Source organism: Pseudomonas sp. PLMAX (assembly GCF_046042685.1).
GTDB lineage: Bacteria > Pseudomonadota > Gammaproteobacteria > Pseudomonadales > Pseudomonadaceae > Aquipseudomonas > Aquipseudomonas putida_AE.
Window position 1 is genome coordinate 2,318,916 of the sequence record NZ_CP064949.1, and the last position, 23,321, is coordinate 2,342,236.

The 23,321-nt window shown below is 59.2% G+C and carries 19 protein-coding genes; 11 read left to right on the forward strand and 8 right to left on the reverse strand.

The genetic code is table 11. From position 1 onward, the window contains the following. Positions 1–11: 11 nt before the first annotated feature. Complete coding sequence (locus DKB71_RS10670) at positions 12–1,310, reverse strand: MFS transporter (RefSeq protein ID WP_274076435.1); 1,299 nt, start codon at positions 1,308–1,310, stop codon at positions 12–14. Between the two features lie 98 nt (positions 1,311–1,408). Beyond that, a complete protein-coding gene (locus DKB71_RS10675; RefSeq protein ID WP_274076436.1) occupies positions 1,409–2,158 on the reverse strand; it encodes an SDR family NAD(P)-dependent oxidoreductase in 750 nt (249 codons plus the stop codon). A gap of 198 nt (positions 2,159–2,356) precedes the next feature. Here DKB71_RS10675 and DKB71_RS10680 point away from each other — a divergent pair, with 198 nt between their 5' ends. Beyond that, positions 2,357–3,271, forward strand: coding sequence for a LysR substrate-binding domain-containing protein (locus tag DKB71_RS10680; RefSeq protein WP_274076437.1), 915 nt, complete (start codon positions 2,357–2,359; stop codon positions 3,269–3,271). A gap of 91 nt (positions 3,272–3,362) precedes the next feature. On the opposite strand, the gene DKB71_RS10685 is transcribed toward DKB71_RS10680, so the two are convergent. Both DKB71_RS10685 and DKB71_RS10690 read right to left on the reverse strand, forming a co-directional pair. Next, the gene (locus DKB71_RS10685; RefSeq protein ID WP_408600323.1) at positions 3,363–3,581 is read right to left on the reverse strand and encodes a hypothetical protein; all 219 of its coding nucleotides are present in this window, start codon (positions 3,579–3,581) and stop codon (positions 3,363–3,365) included. 14 nt (positions 3,582–3,595) lie between these two features. Next, positions 3,596–4,519, reverse strand: a complete 924-nt coding sequence (locus tag DKB71_RS10690; RefSeq protein ID WP_408600324.1) for a LysR family transcriptional regulator — start codon at positions 4,517–4,519, stop codon at positions 3,596–3,598. Positions 4,520–4,657: 138 nt separating this feature from the next. On the opposite strand from DKB71_RS10690, the gene DKB71_RS10695 reads away from it, so the two are divergent. From DKB71_RS10695 to DKB71_RS10715, 5 genes are all read left to right on the forward strand, one after another. Continuing rightward, positions 4,658–6,031 carry a nucleobase:cation symporter-2 family protein gene (locus tag DKB71_RS10695; RefSeq protein ID WP_408600325.1) on the forward strand — a complete coding sequence of 458 codons (1,374 nt, stop codon included), beginning with the start codon at positions 4,658–4,660 and terminating at the stop codon, positions 6,029–6,031. A 38-nt stretch (positions 6,032–6,069) separates the two neighbouring features. After that, positions 6,070–7,455 carry an amidohydrolase family protein gene (locus DKB71_RS10700; protein WP_408600327.1) on the forward strand — a complete coding sequence of 462 codons (1,386 nt, stop codon included), beginning with the start codon at positions 6,070–6,072 and terminating at the stop codon, positions 7,453–7,455. Positions 7,456–8,346: 891 nt separating this feature from the next. Next, positions 8,347–9,882, forward strand: coding sequence for an OmpA family protein (locus DKB71_RS10705; RefSeq protein WP_408600328.1), 1,536 nt, complete (start codon positions 8,347–8,349; stop codon positions 9,880–9,882). Positions 9,883–9,903: 21 nt separating this feature from the next. Continuing rightward, positions 9,904–11,517: a hypothetical protein gene (locus DKB71_RS10710; protein ID WP_408600329.1), complete on the forward strand. Its 1,614-nt coding sequence runs from the start codon at positions 9,904–9,906 to the stop codon at positions 11,515–11,517. Beyond that, entirely contained in the window at positions 11,514–12,347 is an 834-nt protein-coding gene (locus DKB71_RS10715) for a hypothetical protein (protein WP_408600330.1), read from the forward strand. Before DKB71_RS10710 ends, DKB71_RS10715 begins: the two co-directional genes overlap by 4 nt. A 307-nt stretch (positions 12,348–12,654) precedes the next feature. Here DKB71_RS10715 and DKB71_RS10720 read toward each other — a convergent pair whose 3' ends face one another. From DKB71_RS10720 to DKB71_RS10735, 4 genes are all read right to left on the reverse strand, one after another. Then, entirely contained in the window at positions 12,655–13,956 is a 1,302-nt protein-coding gene (locus DKB71_RS10720) for an MFS transporter (protein ID WP_408600331.1), read from the reverse strand. Between the two features lie 47 nt (positions 13,957–14,003). Next, complete coding sequence (gene tcuB, locus DKB71_RS10725; protein ID WP_408600332.1) at positions 14,004–15,161, reverse strand: tricarballylate utilization 4Fe-4S protein TcuB; 1,158 nt, start codon at positions 15,159–15,161, stop codon at positions 14,004–14,006. Further along, positions 15,148–16,602, reverse strand: a complete 1,455-nt coding sequence (gene tcuA, locus DKB71_RS10730) for an FAD-dependent tricarballylate dehydrogenase TcuA (protein ID WP_323627965.1) — start codon at positions 16,600–16,602, stop codon at positions 15,148–15,150. Before tcuA ends, tcuB begins: the two co-directional genes overlap by 14 nt. A 168-nt stretch (positions 16,603–16,770) precedes the next feature. After that, positions 16,771–17,706, reverse strand: a complete 936-nt coding sequence (locus DKB71_RS10735) for a LysR substrate-binding domain-containing protein (protein ID WP_401315158.1) — start codon at positions 17,704–17,706, stop codon at positions 16,771–16,773. 374 nt (positions 17,707–18,080) lie between these two features. Here DKB71_RS10735 and DKB71_RS10740 point away from each other — a divergent pair, with 374 nt between their 5' ends. From DKB71_RS10740 to DKB71_RS10760, 5 genes are all read left to right on the forward strand, one after another. Then, complete coding sequence (locus DKB71_RS10740) at positions 18,081–19,370, forward strand: LssY C-terminal domain-containing protein (RefSeq protein WP_274076443.1); 1,290 nt, start codon at positions 18,081–18,083, stop codon at positions 19,368–19,370. Positions 19,371–19,438: 68 nt separating this feature from the next. Then, entirely contained in the window at positions 19,439–20,635 is a 1,197-nt protein-coding gene (locus DKB71_RS10745; RefSeq protein ID WP_408600333.1) for an LssY C-terminal domain-containing protein, read from the forward strand. Then, complete coding sequence (locus tag DKB71_RS10750) at positions 20,622–21,785, forward strand: hypothetical protein (RefSeq protein WP_408600334.1); 1,164 nt, start codon at positions 20,622–20,624, stop codon at positions 21,783–21,785. The genes DKB71_RS10745 and DKB71_RS10750 overlap by 14 nt, the downstream gene beginning before the upstream one ends. A gap of 117 nt (positions 21,786–21,902) precedes the next feature. Then, positions 21,903–22,217 carry a hypothetical protein gene (locus tag DKB71_RS10755; protein ID WP_274076447.1) on the forward strand — a complete coding sequence of 105 codons (315 nt, stop codon included), beginning with the start codon at positions 21,903–21,905 and terminating at the stop codon, positions 22,215–22,217. A 234-nt stretch (positions 22,218–22,451) separates the two neighbouring features. Next, on the forward strand, positions 22,452–23,267 hold the full coding sequence (locus DKB71_RS10760; protein WP_408600335.1) for an AraC family transcriptional regulator: 816 nt from the start codon (positions 22,452–22,454) through the stop codon (positions 23,265–23,267). Positions 23,268–23,321: the final 54 nt, after the last annotated feature.

The following is a 23,321-nucleotide window of genomic DNA, read 5'->3' on the forward strand; positions in this document are numbered from 1 at the left end:
ACTCCTGTGAATCAACGATTGACCAAGGCGGCGGGAATGCGCAGCACCAGGGTGGCACCGGCGAGCAGCACGCCAGTAATCAGATACATGCCGATGGCGCTGGAACCGGTCAGTGTGGTTATCCAGCCAATCAGGTAGGGCGAACAGAAACCGGCGAGGTTGGCGAAGCTGTTCACCGCTGCGATGCCGGCGGCAGCGGATACACCACCGAGCAGCGTGGTGGGCAGCATCCAGAACATCGAGGTGGCGGACAGGATTCCGGAAGCGGCCAGGCAAAGACTCAGGATGGAGAGCATCACATTGCCCCCCATCAGGGCTGCCAGGCTCAGGCCGACGGCTCCGGCGATCATCGGCACGATCAGGTGCCAGCGGCGTTCGCGGTGTTTGTCGCCACTGCGTCCGGCATACAGCATGGCGGCAATCGCGCAGAAGTAGGGCAGGCTGGTCAGCAGGCCGATTTTCATCGGGTCGGACACGCCTGCATTACGCACCAGGGTCGGCAACCAAAAGGTGATTGCGTACTGTCCCATCACGACACAGAAGTAGATGGCTGCCAGTAACCACAGGCGACGGTCGCGGATGAATTCGCCAACAGAGGCGTGCGTGACTTTTTTCTGGTCATCCTCGGCCAGCTCGCGGCTGATCAGCGCTTTTTCGTCGTCGTTGAGCCAGCTGGCTTGATGCACGCCATCCTTCAGATAACTCAACACCAGCAGTCCAACCACCACGGTGGGCACGGCTTCGAGCACGAACATCCATTGCCATCCGGCCCAGCCGTGCATACCGGCGAAGTGAGTCATGATCCAGCCGGAGATCGGGCCACCGACCATGCCCGACAGCGGAATGGCGATGAACCACAACACGGTCATGCGCGCACGCCGGTAGGACGGGAACCAGTAGGTCAGGTACAGCAGCAGGCCCGGTGCCAGGCCGGCTTCTGCGATCCCCAGCAGAAAGCGCAACGCATAGAATTGCCAGGCGGTTTCGACGAAGGCGAACAGGGCAGAGACGATGCCCCAGGTGATCATGATGCGCGCGATCCAGACCCGCGCCCCGACCTTGTGCAGGATGATGTTGCTGGGCACTTCGCAGAGGAAGTAGCCGATGAAGAACATGCCCGCGCCCAGCCCGTAGACCGTTTCGCTGAGTGCCAGGTCATTCATCATTTGCAGTTTGGCGAAGCCGACGTTGACGCGATCGAGGTAGGCGCACAGGTAGCACAGCATCAGGAACGGCATCAGGCGCCACGCGGTTTTACGGTAGGCGTTGGAGCGCACGGTCGAAACCGCTTCGAGCGACAGGGTAGTCATTATGGTCTGATCTCTTGTTTTTATTGACCGCCAGGCGATCAAGCCCGGCTGCGTCGTCGATCCAGAACCGCACGGGCTTTGATGCCCGTCAGGTGTTGTCAGTGAATCAGCATGCCGCCGTTCACATCCAGGGTGATGCCGGTCAGGTAGGAGGATAGGTCGCTGGCCAGGAACAGCGCCGCATTGGCCACATCCTGCGCCTCGCCCAGGCGACCCAAGGGGATGCCGTCGATGATCGCGTGGCGGCGTTCGTCCTGCATCAGGCCGCCGGTGATGTCGGTGTGAATCAGGCCGGGGGCGATGGAGTTGACGCGCACCTTGTCCGGCCCCAGTTCCCGAGCCATGGCTTTAGCCAGGCCCAGCACGCCGGCCTTGGCGGCGCTGTAGTGAGGGCCACCGAAAATGCCGCCGCCACGTTGAGCGGAAACCGACGACATGCACACGATGCTGCCGCCAGACTGCTGGCGCATCAGTGGAATCACTGCCTGGGACATGAGCAAGGTACCGCGCAGGCTGACGTCCAGCACCTTGTCGTAATCGCAAGGGCGGATGTCGAGCGTCTTGAGGGGTTGGGTGATGCCGGCGTTGTTGACCAGGATGTCGATGCGGCCGAAGTGCTCGATGATTTTTGCGACAGCCTGCTGCACCTGGGATTCGTCGGCGACGTTGGCGGCCAGGCCCAGATGGCCTTCGCCCAGGGAAGCAGCGGCATCGCGTGCGGCGGCTTCGTCCAGGTCGAGGATCACGACACGAGCACCTTGTTGCGCGAAGGTGGTCGCTGTAGCGCGGCCGATGCCACGTGCGGAAGCTGCACCGGTGATGATCGCGACTTTGCCTTGAAGAAGCATGGAAGAGTACCTCTGATTGTTTTTATTGGGTCGATCCCCGAAGAACCGATGACTCAGCTTGTGCTCCAGACAGACCCTGAGCAATAACGCGAATGTCACTCGATGCTGAAAAAAATTCAGCACTCGCCAACCAACTCTGCCAATGTTTGAATAGCTGGACGCCCGGCCCAAGCCACTTGCAGCGGAATAACAATAATCATGAGTTCACCTGGCGATGCACCCCCGATCCTTCCACCCCTGAAAGCCATTCAGGCCTTTGAACAGACGGCACGCTTCGGCAACGTCGCCCGCGCCGCCGAACTGCTTGACCTGACGCCCTCGGCGGTCAGTCACCAGTTGGCCAAACTCGAGGCCATGATCGGCCGGCAGCTGTTTCTCAGAACGGCCAGGGGCGTGACCTTGACCCCGGTGGGCGAGCAATACCTCACCGAGGTTTCCGGCATCCTGCACAGCCTCGCCGTGGCCACCGAACGGGCCACCAGCGATGTCAGCCTCGACTGCCTGCGACTGCACTCGTCGCCCAGTTTCGGCCTGTTGTGGCTGATGCCGAGACTGGAGCAATTTCGCCAGAGTCATCCCGATATCCAGCTCAATCTCTCGTGCTCCTACGAATCGCTGCATTTCAGCCGCGACAAGATCGATGTAGATATCCGCCACGGCATGCCCAACTGGCCCAGCTATGAAGTACGGACGATACGCAATGAAAAGATTGCCGTGCTGGCGTCCCCGAAGCTGCTGGAAAAACGCCCCATCCGGGCCGTCGCGGATTTACTGGACTGCAATCTGATCCTTTCGGAGGCCACGCTGATCAAGTGGCCGCAGCTGTTTGCCCAACATGGCCTGTCACGCCCGGAAAAACCCTACACGCTCAGCTTTGACCGCTCCTACATGACGCTGGAGGCAGCCAATCACGGGCTTGGGTTTGCCTTGGAAAGCACGCTGCTGGCGCAGGACTATCTGGCGCGTGGCGCGCTGGTCGAGGTAGCGCCGGATTTGAGTGCGTCAATCACTGCACACCATCTGGTTTTCCCGAGAGCCCATGCAAACTTCCCTCGGGTGAGAAGATTTCTGGAGTGGATGCAGAAGGAGTTGGGGCATGACTTCAATTACTGATCTCGATGTCGTGGTACACCACACCAGCATCTCGGCAGAGTGACTGCCGAGTGTCTGCTTCTGGCCGATTTATGCCTGCTGCGAGGGGCTGCTACCAGACCCATAGCTGCCGTTGGCCAAAGGTAGAAAACGGCTTTAGATTCAACTGGTCAATGCGGTTTTGGTTTCGCCCGTTGCTTGTCCATGACAACACCGGCACGACGGCCATTGGCAGGATCGATATACGATCGGCGCCCGGATGATTACCGCTATGATCGCCGTTAAGGCGAAGTGACTTCACTAAAGGGGAAAGATTTTTCTGAATGTACATCTGTCCCTTTCCTTTCAATCCGTTCCCGCTGTCGCTCCCTTCATTTTTTGCATTGTTATCGACGTTCGCCCCAGTGAATCACGCAGCCAGGTACCGGCTTTACCCGAGCGCAAACTTGAAGACCAGACGAGGTCGACGCCCACTTTCCAGTCAGTGCACGGGTAAGCCTGCAGCTGCAGTTCCACAAACTCCCCATTGAGACCCAGGGTCTGCATTAATTGCCTGGGCACCGTGGCCCAGCCCATGCCGGCGCGCAGCATGTCCATCAAGGTCAAATAGCTTTCGACGCGCCAATGGTTGGGAGAGTTGAGGTATTCGCTGGTGGGCAAGCGGTCCTGGAAGGGCAAGTAGATCAACTGACGGTAGTTGCTCAACTGGTTGAAGCTGACCGTGGGCATCCCGGCCAGCGGATGGTCGTGGCAGGCGACGTTGCTGAAAGTGATGCTGCCCAGGCGTATGAACTGCAGGTTCCTCGGGTAATGGGTGCGCGTGCACATCACCCCAAGCAAGACCTTTTTCTCCTCGATCATCGCCAGGGCGTCCGGCCCGGAGGGGTGCAGCACGGTCAGGTCGACGTGGGTGAAGCGCCGGGAAAACTCCTCCAGCACAGGCGCCAGCGACTCATAGGGAATCGCCTCGTCGATGCTGATCACCAACTCAGTCTCCAGCTCCTCCGCCAGGCTGCTCGCACGATTCTCCATGTTGAAGCACTGGCCCAGGATGGCCTCGGCATCGCGCAGTAAAGCCCGGCCTTCATTGGTGAGTTGCGGATAGCGCTGGCTGCGATCGAACAGGATAACCCCCAGATCGATCTCCAGATTGCCCACGGAAATGCTCACCGCCGATTGCGACTTGCCCAGTTTGCGTGCCGCCGCCGAAAACGAGCGCTCACTGACCACCGCTGAAAATGCCGCCAGTTGTTCGAGGGACAACCTCATCGCTGCTCCATTAAAAAAATCAATAGGACCCATTTTTACAACGGGTACGGCCAGGCGCATGTTGGCTGCGCGCTACCCATAACCACAATAACTATTTATCTCATCACTGCCTCGACAACACTTTTCAGGAGAGGACACATGACCCATAGCGTGCACCCAGTCGATCAGCGCCTGCCGCTGGTTCAAACAGCCGTACTCGGTTTCCAGCATGTGCTGGTTATGTATTCGGCGTGCATCATCGTGCCGCTGATTCTCGGCGCGGCACTCAAGCTTCCCAAGGACCAGTTGACCCTCATCATCAACGCCGATCTGTTCGCGGCGGGTGTGGCCACGCTCTTGCAGTGCGCGGGCAACCGCTTCTTCGGCATTCAGCTGCCGATCATGATGGGCGTCACCTTCGCCTCGGTAACGCCGATGATCGCCATCGCCCTGACCCCCGGCATCGGTCTGCCGGGCGTCTATGGCGCGATCATCGCGTCGGGGCTGTTCGGCCTTCTGTTCGCGCCCGTAATGGGCCGGCTCATGCGCTACTTTCCGCCGGTGGTGACCGGGACGGTGCTGCTGGTGATCGGCATCAGCCTGATGCGCGTGGGCATCGATTGGTCCGCAGGGGGCCAGCCGACCCTGGCCAATGGCGGGCCCAACCCGGATTATGGCAACCCGGTCTACCTGGCCATCTCCCTGGCCCAGTTGCTGCTGATCTTGGGGCTCAACCGTTTTGCCAAGGGCTTCATTGCCAACATCGCAGTGTTATTGGGTGTCCTGGTCGGCTTCGTCATTGCCTTCTTTCGCGGCGACATCCTGCTCGATGGCATCGCTGAAACCCCTTGGTTTTCCACCATCACCCCCTTCGCCTTTGGCGTGCCAACCTTCGATGCCGTGGCCGTGATTTCCATGTGCATGGTGATGCTGGTGACCATGGTTGAATCGACCGGGATGTTCCTCGCGCTAGGCAACATGGTCGGCCGGCCGACCACCCGCGAGCGCCTGGTGCGCGGTCTGCGGGCCGATGGCATGGGCGCCATGGTAGGCGGCGTATTCAACGCATTTCCTTACACCTCGTTCTCGCAGAACATCGGTCTGGTGACCATGACCGGGGTCAAGAGCCGCTACGTGTGCATGGCCGGCGCGCTGATCCTCATCGGCCTCGGGCTGTTCCCCAAACTGGCCTATATCGTCGCCTCCACGCCGCAATACGTGCTCGGCGCCGCCGGCATGGTGATGTTCGGCATGGTCACACTGATGGGCGTGCGTATTCTCGCTACCGTCGACTTCGAGCAGTCGCGCTACAACCTGCTGATCGCTGCCACCAGCGTCGGCATCGGCATGATCCCGATGGTCTCGCCGATGTATTTCCACCACCTGCCCGAATGGAGCCGGGTGTTCACCGAAAGCGGGATCATCCTCACCGTGCTCACCGCGCTGATCCTCAACCTGGTGTTCAACGGCCCCGCCCAGCCCGAAGAAGCCGAGGCCAGCGCCGCTCGGTCCGCGGTCCTGGGCGAAAGCTGATAACTCTCCTTCAAAAAACACTCAAAAAAAGGTCAAGCATGATGATCAGTGAACTCCTGCGGGCAGATCTGGTGCTCACCATGGACGCCCATAACACCGTCATCGAAGATGGCGCCGTACTAATCAATGACGGCGTGATTGCCGATGTCGGCCCGGCGAGCGAACTGCTCGCCCGGCATCCCCAGGCCAAGGTCCGGCGCCTGACCGACCGGCTGCTGATGCCTGGCCTGGTCAACACCCATTGCCATTCCGGCATCCTTCGCGGCACGGCGGAAGGGCTGCCGGTGTGGGACTGGCTGCAGCAATACATCGACCCCATGCACCGCGTGCTGCTCCCTGCCGAAGCGCGGCTGGCTTCCATGCTCTGCTACAGCGAGGCGCTGCTGTCCGGCACCACGACCATCGTCGACATGTGGCGCTACATGCACGGCAGCGCCGAAGCGGCCAGCGAGCTCGGCATCCGCGCCGTGCTGGTGCCCTACGTGGCGGAGCACCCGGACCACGACTATTTCGAGACACTGGACAGCAACGAAGCCTTGATCGAAAGCTGGCACGGCGCAGCCAACGGTCGCATCAACGTGTGGGTCGGCCTGGAGCACCTGTTCTACGCCGTGCCCAAGGCCTGGCAACGCATCGCCGATATCTGCAAGGCCAACCAGGTGGGCTTCCACACCCACAGCAATGAAAGCCGTTTCGACGTCGAAGAAACCCTGCGCCGCCACGGCATCAGACCAGTACAGGCGCTGGAAAAATTTGGCCTGCTCGATGCCAGAAAGGTCTTGCTGGCCCACTGCGTCTGGGTCGACGACGGCGAAATAAAATTGATGGCCGAGCGCAACGTAGGCGTGGCGCACAACCCGGTCAGCAACATGAAACTGGCGTCCGGTGCCGCCCCGGTGGAAAAACTGCTGGCGGCCGGTGTCGCCGTAGGCCTGGGCACCGACGGCGAAAAGGAAAACAACAACCTGGACATGTTCGAGGAAATGAAAGTCTCATCCCTGCTGGCCAAATTCGCCAGCCTCAACGCCGCAGCCCTCGACGCCTGGTCGGTGTGCCGCATGGCAACCATCGACGGCGCGCGCGCCCTGGGCATGGACAAGCAGATAGGCTCCCTGGAAAAAGGCAAGGCAGCGGACATCATCGCGGTGCGCGTTGACACGCCAAGAATGACCCCGCTGATCACCAAGGGGCCGCTGGCCAACCTTCATCACAACCTAGTCCATGCCGTTCAGGGTGGCGATGTCGACATGACCATGGTGGCGGGGCGGGTGTTAGTTGAAAACGGCCAACTGAAAAACGCCGAACTGGACATGTTGATTACAGAGGTCAACGTCAGTGCTCCCGCCTTGTTTGCCCGACGTAAAATCTGGCTGGACCAAATCGGCGTATCAGTTAACGAGCTTGGTCGAGTGGCTGCTTCATAAGGCCTATCTCCGCGATGCAGGAAAGGGGCGCGTCAATACAGGCTCCGCCCATTTCCTGACCGTGGGAAGCCCTCCTGTAGGAGCTAGCATGCTCGGTTGTCGGCCTGGAAAATCCCTCTGATTTAATCCGCCGCTTTGTAACTATGACCGTCAAAGAACGACCCATTGCAGCCACTCAGTTGTCCCTATGGAACCTGAGATCGTTTATTTCCGATTCATACCAGATATGGCAGACTCCTCGTTTTTCGCGGACGCCTTACGAGTAAACTATGGAGATTCGCCAGTTCAGAATTGGGGATGAGATTGCGTTGTTCCAAGTCTTTTACTCTGCCATCCATAAAATCGCGTCACGCGATTACACTGCCGATCAAATCGATGCTTGGGCCCCTGCTGATCTTGATCAGGTCGGTTAGCGACGGCCTGACTTCGTCCGTCGCTATGCATAGTTAAACCTCAGTCTGTCCATCTCCAAGGCGTCATCGAGCTCGATCCCATAATCGAATGGTGCACTCCAGCTACGTATGGCCGACCAGCAGAAGCTTAGGAGTAACGGGCACGACCTGGCGCGGTGGAAACCTCAGCTCTGCGAATCAGTCGAGTGCACTTGATGTCGCATTTAACCGACGACCGCTCCTGGCCGACAGCTACCGGTCATGAAAGGCAGGAATCGCCCCATTGCAACCGCTGGGGAAAAAGCTGGAATCGGCAAGGAGCTGCCGTAGTGTCTCAGCGGCAATTCACGCGGATATACCACACGTAACCAGTGGGTCAGAAAAAAAACCTGTCGTCGACTGGTTCACGATGGCGATGTGGCACATTTCTCTGTAAATTCCACACGCAGGCAGGTATCAATTTGCCATCATCCAAAAAATAGACCGGCAAGGAGCCGTCATGCAGAAAACGTTTCGCCTAACTGCACTCAGCTGCGCATTCCTTATGGTGGCCGGATGCAGCAGTCAGCAAGTGCAGGGCTTAAAAGACTCCGTACATACCATTGGCAAGGACTACGGCATGCCTGTGCTCTGCGGAGTAGGGATTATTGCCGGCGGCGCAGCTGGATACGCACTCAAAGGTAAGGATGGGGCACTTATTGGCGCTGCAGCTGGCGGCGCAATTGGCTGCGCCCTGGGCTATGTCTGGCAGTCCCGTCTTCAAGAGCTGGACCGCATCGCCAAAGAAGAAAACCTTAAAATCACTACCGAGCAGCTGACTGTTGCTTCCAGCGCTGTAGTTACTGCCGTGCCGAAAGAGGCTGGCCTAGTCACCCAGATAGAAGATAGCGGCATGTTTGCCACAGACTCTGACCAGCTCACCGAAAACGGCCAGCGTGCAGTCAGCAAGCTGGCGCAGATGTACTCCAAGCCCAGCACTACCGACCAGCAAGCCGCCGCCAAACAGCTTCAAGAGCGTCGTCTGCTCGTGGTTGGCCACAGCGATGCTACCGGTAACGCTGAGTACAACCAAAAGCTGTCCGAGCGCCGGGCAAGAACCGTGGGCAAGGTGCTGATGCAAGCCGGCATCCCCGCCACCGCGATCTACTACCAGGGTGCTGGATCCTCTCGCCCAATCGCCGACAACAGCGATCCGTTTGTGCGTGGCCAGAACCGCCGCGTAGAAATCGTCGAACTGGCCAACGAGCAAGCGCTGGTCATGCGTGCCCAGGCTGAGGCCGGCAACACCAAGTACCTGCAGTACGGCACCTCCCCGACCGTCAAGCCAAGTACAGCCACCACCCAGACCGTCAAGTCTTCTGGCTCCGCAAGCGCTCCGGTAGCCACTCAGAAGCCTGCTTCTGGGACTGCCGTCGCCAGCACCAGCAGCGCCGCAAAGCTGGTTACCAAGGCTAAGCCTGCTGTCGATTTCGCTGGCAAGCCGGCTGATGCATACAACTGGTCCATGGCCCACAACATCAAGCCCAAGAGCAGCGGCTTTGAGCTGATCAGCTCCGCACGCGCCAGCGAAATGCCAATGGCCAGCTGCGAAGCTGACATGCCGCGTAATGCCGGTGAAGTCCTGAGCATGGCTGATGACGAGCCTCTGCAGCGTCATGCAACCAAGGACTATCTCCCGGGCTACAACAACCGCGTGTGGGCCAACACCGTAAACGGTCACCTGGTCACGGTGTCGCCTGTTTCGATCCTGCGCGAGAACGCGCAAGTTGATCGCCAGCCGATTCTCCAGGTCGTTAAAGACTACGACCAAAACAGCAAGAACAAGGCGCAAACGTTCAAGGCCGTGGCCAACACCTACGAAGGCGAGAGCCAATTGCTGTACCGCGTATTCGCCAGCGATGCCAAGGCATCGGTTTCCTGCATGGACCTCGTGTTCAGCAAGGGCAACGCCAAGGTTACCGAAGGTGCCCTGTTCTATGCCGCCGGTTCGGATGCCTACGTGGCGCCTTACGTGCCAATTCCTGCCACCAAATAAAGCAAGTCACGGAAGGCCTAAATGGAAGACTTATCTCTAGCTGCACTCAAATCGTTGATCCTTGCCAACCAAATGCTGACCACCGGCATCATCTCGCTGCTCGTGAGTGCCGTGGTCGTCTGGAAGTACTGGGAACAGGTTTCCTACTTCCTGATCCGCGTATGGCATAGCTTCCCCCTGATCGGCACTGTCGCTCGCCTGTCGCGCAAGCCGTCCTCGGTCGATAGCGATGGCTGGATCAACCACGAAGTTACTCTGGCCGGCGTGTACTACCGCGAGTTCAAAAAATACATGAAGGGCCCGGAGGCCTATTACGCCTCCCTCGACTACCTGGCCAAGGCCGGTGAAGCCGGCCGCTCTCCCCGCCCGGCATGGGTTCTGTTCCTGGTAGTTGGCCTGGTCCTGATCGAGGCGATGGGTTTTGCCTACGTGCTCGCAGGCTGGATGAACATGGATGCCTCTACCAATGACCGTCATCTGCTGACGGCTGGTACCGCAATCCTGCTGGCAGTGGCATCGGCGATTTTTGCTGAGGCCGCCGGCCACACCGTGCATCACAACACCTTGATTGCCCGTGCACGTCACTGGTGGCAGGGCGAAGAGCCGAGCAAGCGCTCCCGCACCCTGAAGGCCAACAAGGCAATCAACCTGGAAGATTCGTTCTCCGATAGCAACAGCCCTGACTATGAGCAACTGCTGGCTCGCGTGAAGGACGTTAACTCCAACGTGTCCCGCAAGTTCCTATGGCTGATCATCTGCGGTGTCTTCGTCGCCTGCATGGCCATTGGCGCCTTCGTAGTCCGCTCCGCCACTCTGGACAGCATCGAGACCGAGATGGTCAACAGCATGCGTACGGAAGCCTCCGCTCAGAGCGACAGCAGCGTTGGCTCGCCGTTTGACCTGCCGGAAGAGTCCCAGGCCATCAACGATAAAGCTCAGGACGCCACCATCGAAGACAAGATGACGGCCATCCGCCAGGCCAGCCTGACCACCTACGTCATGCTGTCCCTGATCTACATCGCCATCCAAGGCATCAGCATCTGGCTGGCCAGCAAGTACCACTTCGCCGGTACTCATTCCCACACCGCATGGCGACTGACGCACGAGTACGCCACTGCCGAGGAAATGATGGACGCCATGGACCAGCATCGCACTGCCATCGCCAGCCATGCTGACGATAAGCTGCGCCGACTCCAGACGGCACTATCCAGTCGCGACCATACCAACTCTGGCGTGCTCGGCGCCCTGGAAGGCGAGAATTCGGCCCACCGCAACTTCTTGGCCTACGTCGAGTACAAGGCTGGCAAGGTATCCCAGAAAGCTGTTGCCCAGCCCGCACCTGCTGCACAGCCTGCACCTGTAGCTCCGGTTGCTCCGATGGCCCAGGTAGCTCAGGTTGAAGCCCCTGCTTCTCCGGCTGTAGCAGCTACCGCCCCTGCACCTACTGCTGAGCCGGCCGCCGCTATCAAAGCCTCTGACTTCCATGATGTCACCGGCCTGCCCGAGGAAAGCCTCGCTGCGGCCAGCCGTGCTCTGAATGTCAGCGAAGCTCAGCTGCGTGATATTCGCGAACAGCAGCAGGCTCTGAAGGCTCTGGGTCTGTTCCCGGCCAAGAAAGAGGAAACACTGTCGTGAGAGCTGCCAAGGCTTTGATCCTGGCGCTGGCGCTGCCTTGTGCAGCGTTGGCCGCCGAACGGAATGACCTGCAGAGCTGCTACGACCGTAACGGCCTGACCGAGATCAAGCCGGCTGGTACTGGGCGCGAGCTGGTGGTCATCATCGACCAGACCATCCCGATGCCCGAGGATCTGCAGCGCAGCAGTTGGGGACAGGTTAACCGGTTCGTTCAGGCCGGTGATCGCGTGAAGCTATACACCTTCTCGGCATTCCTGCCAGGCGAGTATCTGCGCCTGACTTATGCCGCTGAGCTGGACATGCCGCTCGAAGGCGAAATCCGTGATGACGTGAACATGCGCAAGCTGCGTGGCCTGGACCAATGCATGACCACTCAGAAGAAGGCGTTCCAAGCTAGCTTCGGCAAGCAGTTCGTCAACGGCCTGCGCCAAGCACGTCAGGAGATCCCGAAGAGCGAAATCATGAATTCCCTGCGTAAAGTGGGCGAGGACATGCAGCGCGAACAAGGTGTGAATGATCGGGTGGTCTACCTGATCTCGGACATGCTTGAGCACTCCGACTACACCAGCTTCTACGCCTCCAACCAGATCAAGCAGCTCAACGTGAGCAACGAGCTCAAGCTCGCGCAAAGCAAAGGGCTATTCGCTGATCTGCAGGGCTCTCGTGTCTACGTTTCGGGTGCCGGCCTGGTCACCGATTCGGTGAAGCACACCTACCGCTCGGGCAAGACCATGGACGCGCTCAATCAGTTCTGGTCTCAGTACCTGAGTGCCTCTAACGCGACTCTGGCTGGATTCGGGACACCGAGTTTAAGCACTGATCTTCGCTGAGATTGATGGCTGAAAAACGCGCTTTTAACGGCATTTCAATGCTGCTAAAAGCGCAAGCTCGACAAGAAGTACAACACAACTGAAAAGGATCACTCCTGGGCGTCTGCGACAGGCAGCTCCTGGCCGTTTTCTGCCCGTCTCTCAAGGCAGAAAACGACCCGAAGCAGCCGGTCGTGGGCCATACGAATATGCGCAAGTTAGATCTCGTAATCCGATGCGGCCGATTACTGCCCTGACGACTGTAATCGCCCCTCTAATTCGGTTCCCTCCGTGGATCGACGCGTGGTAAGCGTCGCCGATCGAGGAACTAAACGGTTCTGACTGCCAAAGCTTTTTGCCGACGATACAGAATCGTCGTCGCCGTGAACCCGCATACCGCCGCGAACATCAACCAGTAGGCAGGTGATGCCTTGTCGCCCGTGGCCTGGACAAGCAGTGTCGAGATTGCTGGGGTAAAACCGCCAAACACCGCGGTAGCCAAACTGAAGGCCAGTGAAAACCCGACTACACGCACGTTCTGTGGCATGACTTCGGTCAGTGCCGCGACCATGGCGCCGTTGTAAATGCCAAAGAAGAACGAGAAATACAGCAGAACAGCGAGCAGTCGTTCGAAACTTGCCGCCTCTGCCAGCCAGTGCATGGCGGGATAGGCGGTGAAGATGCACAGCAACGATATCGCCAGCAACAGTGGCCGACGGCCAATGCGGTCGGAGAGGGCGCCGCCGATAGGCAGCCAGATAAAGTTGCTGATGCCGACCAGCAATGTGACCACCAGGCTGTCGGTGGTGCTCAGGTTCAGTACTGTCCTGCCAAACGTCGGTGTGTAGACCGTAATCAGGTAGAACGTGGTGGTGGTCATGGACGCCAGCAATCCGCCCGCCAGTACGGTGCGCCAGTTGTCACGCATCGAGCGAAAAACTTCGCGAGTGGTTGGGCGATGGCTGCGAGCAGTGAAGGCAGCGGTTTCTTCCAGTGAACGGCGAATAATGAAAATGAACGGGATGATCACGCAGCCAATGAAGAACGGAATACGCCAGCCCCAATCGGCGATTTCAGCGGCTTGCATCGTGGCATTGATCGTATAGCCCAACGCGGCCGCGACGACGATCGCCACCTGTTGGCTGGCCGATTGCCAACTGGTGTAGAAACCGGTGTGACCGGGGGTGGAAATTTCCGCCAGGTACACGGAAACACCGCCCATTTCCGCGCCGGCGGAGAAGCCCTGTAGCAGCCTGCCCAACAACACCAGAATCGGTGCCGCCACGCCAATGGCGGCGTAGCCCGGCACCAACGCGATCAATACGGTACCGGCGGCCATGATCGACAGCGTCACGATCAGCCCCTTGCGACGGCCCACCTTGTCGATGTACGCCCCCAGCACGATGGCGCCTAACGGACGCATCAGGAACCCGGAGCCGAATACCGCGAAGGTCATCATCAGCGAGGCAAACTCGCTGGTGGCTGGAAAGAAGGTCTGGGAAATGTAGGTCGCGTAGAAACCGAACAAAAAGAAGTCAAACTGCTCGAGAAAGTTACCGCTGGTGACCCGCAAAATGGCGCCCAATTTGGACCCCTTGGTTCGGGTTGTTGCCGTTGTCGTTTTCATCATGGCTACCGTTATGCTCACTATTGTTTTTGGAATGAGTGCTTTAACCGTCAGTCGCTGCCGGCGTTGATCGGGTTGGGTTGACGCTTCTCGATGGCGTGTTTGAGCAGCGCCGCGCTGCGAAAGATTCCATGGGCGAATTTGCTGTAGGGCATGGTCAGGAAAAACGCCATGACCAGGCCGAGATGAATAGCCAACATCAAGCCCAAGGCGCTGGTTTCACGCAAAGCCAGTAGCGCCAGGCCGCTTGCGCTGACCAGAAACAGCAGCGCGATGAAGCCGCGATCCATGGGTTTTTGGTTCTCATCGCCGTGCGCAGGGTTGCGACGCAGGTTCAGCCAAAGAAGACCCGCCGGGCCGATCAGCAGGCCGATGCCACCGGCGATACCCAACATCACCGGCAAGCTGAAGATCGGATAAGGCGCCGACCACTTCAGCAGATAGTGAAAGAGTGTGGCGACACTGGTGGCGGCGAAGCACAGCATGAAACCGTAAAAGGTGAGGTGGTGGAATCGACGTCGCCACAAGGTGAATTGATCGTCGGCGTTGTTGCACCCTTCGCCATGGCCGCCGTCCAGGTACTTGAGCTTCGCGACGTTGGCCGTAGCCTCCAATGCAGCGGACGTTTTCAACGGCAGTGGCGCTGCGACCGGTGAAACGTTGCGCCAGAAACGCCGCACACCCATGGTCAGGGCAAGTACCGCAAAGCCGAACACTGAGCCAAACATCAGCGCCAGGGTGTTATGCGGGAAAATCTTGTAGAAGTTGCCACCGGGAATGGCCGTGAACAGGTTGCCCATGAGCATCAGGGTCAGGCATAAAAACAACGCCAGTCCCCCACCGGAAGCCAGCGCCAGGGTCAGGCCGTTGCGCTGATACAACCTGCCCATCACTTGCGGCCAGGCGTATTCGGCGTAAGTATCCAGGCGCACTTTGGCCATGGCTTTGGGTATGTTGACGGCGAATTCGTGTGGGGCGGCGTACTGACAGGCGTGCAGGCACGCGCCGCAGTTATGGCACAAGTTCGCCAGGTAATGGATGTCGGCCTGAGTGAATTCCAGGCGCCGGGTCATCGCCGGAAATACCGCGCAAAAACCCTCGCAATAACGGCAGGCATTGCAGATGGTCATCTGCCGCTGGACTTCACTTTCGTCAAGATTCAACACCGGGATCAACCCGCCCGATGCTTGGGGATCAAACAGTTGCATGTCGAGACTCCGTGTTTACAGATGAAACGCCAAAGCCCACCGAAGCGGCCGCCTGGACGCCAGCGATGCGGCCAAACGCGGTACCGATGGCCATGCCGATGCCAGCGGTGTAGCCCTTGCCCAGAACATTGCCGGCCATCATTTCTCCCGCGACGAACAGGTTGGGGCTCGCTTTGCCGTTGAAATGCACGGCAGCGGTTTCGTCGGTGGCGAGGCCGAGGTAGGTGAACGTGACACCCGGTTTAAGCGGGTAGGCGTAGAAAGGTGGCTTCACCAATGGCCGCGCCCAATGGGTTTTGGCGGGCGTCAGTCCTTGGGTGTGGCAGTCGTCCAACGCCGTGTGATCGAACGTGCCAACGCGGCAGGCGCTGTTGTAGTCCTCGACAGTCTTGACGAATTTTTCTTGAGGCAGCTTCAACTGGCGGGCAAGGTCTTGCAGAGTATTGGCGGTGGTTCCGGGAAAGACCGGCGGCATGAAGCGGCCGATGGCTTGTTGATCGATGATCGAATACGCCTGCTGACCGGGTTGTCCAGCCACCAGACGCCCCCAGATCGCATAACGTTTTGGCCAGAAATCCTCACCTTCGTCGTAGAAGCGTTCGCCATCACGGTTGACCACCACACCCAGCGATACGCAGTCGATTCGGGTGCAGATGCCGCCGTCGTAGAGAGGCGCGCGGGCATCAATCGCGACCATGTGTGCTTGCGTCGGATCGCCGATCACATCTGCGCCAAGGTCGAGCATGCGCCGTAGCAAAATGCCGGTGTTGAATCGTGTGCCCCGGATCAGGAAATTGTCCGATGGCCATTCACCGCGTTCGTTCTGACCCCAGGCTTCGCGCAGCCATTCACGGTTGGATTCGAAGCCGCCTGCCGCCAACACGCAGGCCCGGGCTTCAATGCGTTCTGCGGCGAAACGCTGACCATCGACCTCATGTTCACCCACATGGGCGGCGACGAATTTCCCCTCATCCAACTCGATGTCGGTCACTTGCGTGTTGTATCGAACTTTTACACCCAGGCGCTCGGCGCTGCGGAAATACGCATTGACCAGCGCTTTGCCGCCGCCCATAAAAAATGCATTGGTCCGCGCCACGTGCAGTGCGCCGGACAGCGGTGGCTGAAAATGCACGCCGTGGGAACGCATCCAGTCGCGGCAAGAAGACGATGCCCGAATGGCAATGCGTGCAAGCTTTTCATCCGTGAGACCACCGGTAACCTTCAACAGGTCTTGCCAGTATTCTTCTTCCGGATAGGCATCGATCAGCACGTCCTGCGGTTCGTCGTGCATGCACCGCAGGTTACGGGTGTGTTGGGAATTGCCACCGCGCCAGATTTTCGGAGAGGCCTCCAGCAGCATCACGCTGGCGCCCGCTTCTCGCGCCATCAGAGCGGCGCACAAGGCAGCGTTGCCACCCCCTATGATTAAGACATCGATCATTATCGCTCCTCGATTGGCAAGGAAGCGGGAACGAAGTGCTCCTTGCGAGTGGGGAGAACGATAGGGTGGGGAAGGAGTGGCCGAAAGGCTGCTTTTGACGCGGGGTGTTTAGTTTTTCTAAAGGCTTTTTCGTCAGGAGAGTCTCTTGTGTCCGGGGTTGAACGAGGATTACGCGTCGACCCCTTCTATCCACGTAGCTCCAGGCCACTGTTTGTCGACGACCAACTGTCGCGCCACATCGACGATGACCAGCCGCGTTGCCAGCGCCGCCGGAGAGAGTTCGTCGTCAGCCAGCGTCGCCAGAAGATTACGCCGGCCCACATGGGGGTCGGCAATCCTGATCAGTGAAAGTCCGGACCCGTCTTTCAATGCAGCGGCCGCCCCCGGTTGTATAGTTGCCGCATGACCGGCCCGGACGGCGTTCATCAAAACTGCAAGACCGTCGACTTCCATAATGACATTGGGTGTTAGCCCGACCCGCTCGAACGCACTCATCAATGCCGAGCGCAATCCATGTTGCGCGCTGGGCATCACCAGCGGCAGGCCGCCGAGGTCGGCTAACTGCACGCTGTCACCAGATGGCGCCTGAGGCAGGCTGGGCGAGGCAATGACAAACAGTTTTTCATCCAGCAGCGGAGTAACGCTCCAGCGTTTACCCCCTTCGAGCTGGAACAGGATGGCCAGGTCAATTTGCCGTGCGTTGAGCTGCGCCGCCAAGTGGCCGGAAAGCATTTCCACCAAATGCAGTTGTATGTCCGGATAACGCGCACGCATTGCGTTGATCAACGGCAACGCGAGCACCGTCGCGGTAGTCGGCGGTAAGCCGACGCTGACATAACCGCTCATTCGCCCGCGATGGGCGGCCATGATTGCGTTTTCCGCTTGGCGTAGCGTCAATTGGGCATGGTGTAAAAACGCAAATCCGGCGCTAGTGGGCGTCACGCCGGTGGAGGTTCGATTCAGGAGGCGGGTGCACAGTTCGATTTCCAGCTTGGAGATTTGCTGACTGAGGGCTGACACACCAACGTCCAGTTCAAGTGCCGCACGCCCCAGGCTGCCAAGCTCGATGATTTTTACGAAATAGCGCAGTTGTCTTAATTCCAATGTGGCTGCTCCCCGCGAATTTGTTATTCAAATACCTGAACGTTTTGCCACGCAAGTTACGAAGCCCGAAGAGGCAGCATTGTCGCAGGTTTGGGTTGACCGTTGAGCACGTGCGCTTTGTCGTAACTAAATGGGTCAACTTGACGGTTCGCACGGGGAGTGTCGATTGACTGCTCCTGGCCGAAGCGGCCTGCTGTCGATAGTTCGACTATTCTTCTCTTCCATGGCGGCGAAACTCACCCCAAAAAGCCTGCGCAACTCCCGGGGCGGTTCCTGATGAAAAGCTGCGACGTAGAAACCAATGTCCGTAGTCGCTACGGATTACGTAGGCAGGCCAGCGGAGATTGGTAAACCCCAGTTGATGAGGTTACGCGATGCATCGCATGGTGAGACACGTTCTCTCAGCAACGGCCATCGCAGCGGCGCTCGCCGGCTGCGCCTCCCAGCCTGCGCCAACGCCGAGCCTTGACTACAAGAGCCGCGCCGTGACGCGCAGCGATGGCGGCTTGCGCGTGTCGACCGCCGTACTGTCGGCCGCAGAAAGCGAGGCGGTCTACGGCGTGCCTCTGGCGAATAGATCGATACAACCAGTCTGGGTCGAAGTCAACAATCAGGAAGATCGCGCCTACTATCTGCTTTCGCCGGGCCTGGATCCAAATTTCTTCCCCGCATCCGAGGCGGCCGAAGCATTTTTCTCAGGGACCCCTCAGGACGAGCGGACGGCGCTCGACCGGCACTTTCGTCGGCTGGCCTTGCGCAACCCTATCGCACCTGGCACGACAACCTCGGGCTTCGTGTTGACCAATCTCGACGAGGGGTTCAAGTTCGTTAACCTCGATCTGGTGGCAAACGGGCGGTCGAGGCATTTCTCTGTCCTGGCCCTCGTGCCGGGGCTGCGCGCCGATTACCACATCAGCGAAGTGTTCAGGCAGGGCATCGCGCCCGAAGACATTGTGAATTACACGGATGACGCCAGTTTCCAGGCGGCGCTGGAGGCGCTGCCGTGCTGCGTCACCAACGAGGAGGGTTCCAGCAACGGCGATCCGCTGAACCTGGTGGTCGTCGGCGGGCTCGATGATGCCTTCCCTGCATTCGCACGTCGCGGCTGGCGTGGGACCGAGGAGAAGTGGTCGGGGTCGATCATGAAAGTGGTCAATTCGGCGCTTTCCGGCGAGCGCTATCCCTATGCGCCGGTGAGCGATCTCTATCTGTTTGGGCGGGCTCAGGACCTTGCCTTGCAAAAGGCGCGTGACAACGTCCACCAGCGCAATCACCTGAGGCTGTGGCTGAGCCCGATGCAATATCACGGCAAGCAGGTGTGGGTGGGACAGATCAGCCGTGATATCGGCAGCCGGATGACCGTGCATACTGCGACGCTGACGACGCACAAGATCGACCCTGACGTCGACGAAGCACGCAGTGCGCTGACACAGGATATGGCGTATTCGGTGACGCTGGCCAAATTCGGCTTTGTGAAGGGGGTGGGGGCCGCGCCCCAGAGCGCGCCGCGCGAGAACCTGACGACCGATCCTTACTACACGGATGGGCTGCGCTGTGTCCTGGTATTCGACCCCACGCACACCTCCCTGGGGCAAATCGAATTCTTTCTATCACAGGGCATCTACGAGAAGGGCGGACAACCACCGGGGCGGGTCAAGCCATGAGCCGCTTGCCGTCGGGGGATACTCCGCGATGTGCAATACGCTGCTTGCGCACCCTGGGTTGTGCAGCGATGCTTGCACTCGCCGTTGCTTGTTCGACCTGGCAGGCGCCTGCCGATTTCAGTACCTCCGGATTGCGTGAACGTGCGCAGACGGCCACCCGTCACGAGATACGCGTCAGCGCCGCCGTGCTCAGTGCCGAAGACAGGCGGCAAATGCTGGGGGTCGAGTTGGACAGGACGCGTGTGCAGCCCGTGTGGGTCGAAGTCCAGAACCGGTCTGCCGAGCCGCTCTTGTTGCTGCGGCCGGGAACCGATCCCGATTATTTCTCGCCACTGGAAGTCGCCTGGTCCATGCACGGGTTATTCGCCCCGGCAGCGAACGCGCGCATCAATGCACACCTGGACCAACTGGGGTTCAAGAATCCCGTCCTGCCAGGCGAAACGAAAGCGGGCTTGCTGTTCATCAACCCGGAGCGCGCTACGCGGCTGCTGAATATCGATCTGCTGCAGAGAAAGACGCTGATCCCGTTCTCTCTCTTCTTGCGGGTGCCGGACGATGCCGGGGAAAAATGGTTTGCCGAAGGCTTGTTCCAGCATCAAGGTTCCGAGATCAAGGATTATGACGACCTGGTCGCGTTGCGTGCCGCGCTGGAGCGTCTTCCCTGCTGCGCCACTGACGCGAACGGCAGGGCGCAGGGCGATCCGTTCAATGTGATTCTCGTCGGTGAGTTCGCCGATATCGCCACCGCCTTTGTGCGGCGCGGCTACCGGCGTTCCACGCACCCCGCGGATGCGGCCGAACGTGCGTTCGGCCGCATGCCCGATGCCGTGGTGCGCAAGCAATCGCAAGCCGGAGCGCCGGCGACCTGGGTGCGTTTGTGGATCATGCCAATGCGCTTCGAGGGTCACTCCGTCTATCTCGCGCAGGTCGCACGACCGACCGGCGGACGCTTTGCACCGCGCGAGGCGCAAAATCTCGTCTTGCATGAGGACGTCGATGAGGCGAGGAATTTGCTGATCCAGGACATGATGTATTCGGCCGGCCTGGACAAGCTCGGGTTCGTTACTGGCGTCGGTCACGTGTCCCAGGCACAACCGCGAACGACGTTCAGTGGTGCCCATTATTTCAGCGACGGTCTGCGTGCGGTCATGTTCTTTGCGACGCGACCGCTCAGCCTGTCGCAGGTGCAGATGCTCGATTGGGAACCGTATCTGGACTGGCACCAATCGCCTGCACGCAAGGAGGTCGACGATGCCAGCAAGTAACCTGTTCGGCAGGCCGGATGACTCGGCCGGCCGTGTGTGCGGTGCGTACCCATTGTTGCGCAGCGCTGGCATGGCATGGTTGATGATCGCTGCCGGCCATGGGCTCACCGCCTGCGCACCCGCGCCGCTGATGGCCTACTCGCCGGACACACCGCCGCTGGTGCTGGTCCCTGCGTCGCAGGCCGGCGTGCAGGACAAGCGGGGGCGCTTTCGCGAGATTTTTTGCTCGATCCTCAATACACGAGGAAGCGAGATTCCCGATAGCCGCCCTTGCGAGGAGGCACTGACACGCGTCGGCAGCGAACCTGCAGGCACTGGCAAACCCGTCGATCTCGGTCAATCGAAACGCCGTCTGATCGGCGCTGTGGTGGCCGGCGTCGGCTACGAATGCTTCGAGCAATGGCTGCAAGCGCCCGGCAGCGTAGCGGTTCATTTGCGTCAGTTCGGCTATGACCTGGTGCAGATGAAAGTCGACGCCTTATCGAGTTCCGCAAAGAACGCTCGGCAAATACGTGACGCGATCATGGCGATGCCAGCCGAAGCCGGACCGCCGCGCCTTGTCCTGATCGGTTATTCGAAGGGCGCGCCCGACATTCTCGAAGCAATGGTCAATTACCCGGAAATCCGCGGCCGCGTGGCGGCAGTGGTCAGCGCAGCCGGCTCGGTCGGCGGCTCGGCGCTGGCCAACGATGCCGAGCAGTACCAGGCGGACCTGTTGCGACACTTTCCCGGTTCGACCTGCGATTCGGGCGACGGTGGCGCGATCGACAGCCTGCGACCCGCAACGCGCAAGAACTGGCTGGCGCAGCACCGGCTGCCGTCCGATCTGAACTACTATTCGCTCGTTACCTTCCCGCAGCCGGATCACATCTCGGCCATACTGAAATCGAGTTACAACAAGCTGGCGCAGATCGATGCCCGTAACGACAGCCAAGTGATTTTCTACGATCAGATAGTGCCGGGCAGCCGCCTGATGGGCTATATCAACGCCGATCATTGGGCACTGGCAGTGCCGATCGCCCGAACGCATTCGACCCTCGGTTCTCTATTGGTGACCCAGAATGCCTATCCGCGCGAGGCGCTGGCGGAGGCGATGCTGCGCTTCGTCGAAGAGGATCTGGCGGCATCTGAGCATTTGAGCATTAAGTAAAATAACAACAATGGGTGGAATCACGAGAACGGGAGAGGCGGCACAATATTTGGTGCCTAATCGGCAAGAGTGGTCTGCAGCAAAGCTCATTGGCGAAATCGACAATTAGGAATTAGTATGGATATTCAAGCGTTAAAACAGACCGCAATCGAATTGCGAAAACAACTGGAATTGTATAAGGACAAAGAGCCGGCAGCACTGGCTTTGTACGGGCAAATGGAATATTTGATATCCGCAGCTGAGCGTGGTGAGATCAATACCCAAGTTGAAGCAAGGGATATACCAGGCCATCGCATCATGGATGAGTCAAGCCTTCGGAAATACCGGGAGCTTTCGGATGCTTATAGCAATTTTTATGTTGAACTTATCGAGGGTCGTGGCTCGGACACGCTTAAAATGATAGAGGAAATCATGAAAAAAGTCAGACCGTAAATTAGCTATTTCTCGGTTAAGCTTGCACTGATATTCACCAAAAAAACAGAATTAATCGGCGATGTGACAACTGCCCTTACTGTTGAGTGGTCAGCAGTACAGCTAATGGGTAACTTTCCGGGCATCCATAAGCAGTGCTTCGCGGCAGTTACTAGCTGACAACCTGTAGATCCATATCTTGCGCAGATCTAGAATGTGTTGGCCTTCCTCGCCGCCGATCCTGGTACGGGTTCCATGACTGAGCACGCAAGTTACCACCACGTTAGTGAAGTTCCCGGCCTCGTGCTGGGCTCGGCGCGCCTGACGGATGCCGGTTTCGATCGCCATTACCACCTCGACTTCCACGTTGGCTTCGTGACCGAAGGCATCCAGCGTCATCGATCCAAAGGCGAGTCGTTCCTGCTGGGGCCGGGCAATATTGCCCTGATGCCGCCGGGCGAAATCCACGACGGCGTGGCCGAAGGCGGCGGCCCCTACACGCTCAAGACATTCCGTTTGTCCCAGTCGCTGGTCGCGAGCCTCGCAGAGGACATCAGTGGTCGGCCCAGTGAGCTGGAGCTGGCCGGCATGTTGCTCGAAAACACCGGGCTTGCCGGCCACCTGCGCGGCTTGCACGAGGCCATGCAGCAGGCCATCGGCCCTGGCGGTCTCGCGGTGCAGGCGCAATGGCTGACCCTTGTCGAGGGTCTGTTGCGTCAGTCGCGGGTGATCGTGCCCGAGGCGATTTCTGGAGCGCTCTCGCCCCTGCAATGGTCACGCCTCAGGGACTATTGTTTCAGCCACATCGATCAGCGCATTACCCTGGATGACCTCGCCGGTCTTTGCGGGTTGGGCCGGTTTTCGTTTCTCAAGCAGTTCAAACGGACCATCGGCATGACACCGCACGCATGGCTGCTGCGACTGCGTCTTGAACAAGCCTGTGGCCTGCTGTCGCGCAGCGAACTGCCGATCATCGATGTCGCCCACGCGGTCGGGTTTTACGATCAAAGCCATTTCAACCGTGCGTTTCGACACGCATTCGGCGTCGCGCCTTCACGCTACAGACATTGAGTGTCGGCGTTTCGCTGGCCGGCAATTTTTTACAAGCCTGGGCACCGTCCCTCA

Coding starts and splice junctions, on each gene's coding strand:
- DKB71_RS10670 (WP_274076435.1), bottom strand. CDS start 1,310: ATGACTACCCTGTCGCTCGAAGCGGTTTCGACCGTGCGCTCCAACGCC.
- DKB71_RS10740 (WP_274076443.1), top strand. CDS start 18,081: ATGCATCGCATGGTGAGACACGTTCTCTCAGCAACGGCCATCGCAGCG.
- DKB71_RS10710 (WP_408600329.1), top strand. CDS start 9,904: ATGGAAGACTTATCTCTAGCTGCACTCAAATCGTTGATCCTTGCCAAC.
- DKB71_RS10700 (WP_408600327.1), top strand. CDS start 6,070: ATGATGATCAGTGAACTCCTGCGGGCAGATCTGGTGCTCACCATGGAC.
- tcuA (WP_323627965.1), bottom strand. CDS start 16,602: ATGATCGATGTCTTAATCATAGGGGGTGGCAACGCTGCCTTGTGCGCC.
- DKB71_RS10695 (WP_408600325.1), top strand. CDS start 4,658: ATGACCCATAGCGTGCACCCAGTCGATCAGCGCCTGCCGCTGGTTCAA.
- DKB71_RS10745 (WP_408600333.1), top strand. CDS start 19,439: ATGCTTGCACTCGCCGTTGCTTGTTCGACCTGGCAGGCGCCTGCCGAT.
- DKB71_RS10755 (WP_274076447.1), top strand. CDS start 21,903: ATGGATATTCAAGCGTTAAAACAGACCGCAATCGAATTGCGAAAACAA.
- DKB71_RS10690 (WP_408600324.1), bottom strand. CDS start 4,519: ATGAGGTTGTCCCTCGAACAACTGGCGGCATTTTCAGCGGTGGTCAGT.
- DKB71_RS10720 (WP_408600331.1), bottom strand. CDS start 13,956: ATGATGAAAACGACAACGGCAACAACCCGAACCAAGGGGTCCAAATTG.
- DKB71_RS10675 (WP_274076436.1), bottom strand. CDS start 2,158: ATGCTTCTTCAAGGCAAAGTCGCGATCATCACCGGTGCAGCTTCCGCA.
- DKB71_RS10680 (WP_274076437.1), top strand. CDS start 2,357: ATGAGTTCACCTGGCGATGCACCCCCGATCCTTCCACCCCTGAAAGCC.
- DKB71_RS10750 (WP_408600334.1), top strand. CDS start 20,622: ATGCCAGCAAGTAACCTGTTCGGCAGGCCGGATGACTCGGCCGGCCGT.
- DKB71_RS10760 (WP_408600335.1), top strand. CDS start 22,452: ATGACTGAGCACGCAAGTTACCACCACGTTAGTGAAGTTCCCGGCCTC.
- DKB71_RS10685 (WP_408600323.1), bottom strand. CDS start 3,581: ATGTACATTCAGAAAAATCTTTCCCCTTTAGTGAAGTCACTTCGCCTT.
- tcuB (WP_408600332.1), bottom strand. CDS start 15,161: ATGCAACTGTTTGATCCCCAAGCATCGGGCGGGTTGATCCCGGTGTTG.
- DKB71_RS10705 (WP_408600328.1), top strand. CDS start 8,347: ATGCAGAAAACGTTTCGCCTAACTGCACTCAGCTGCGCATTCCTTATG.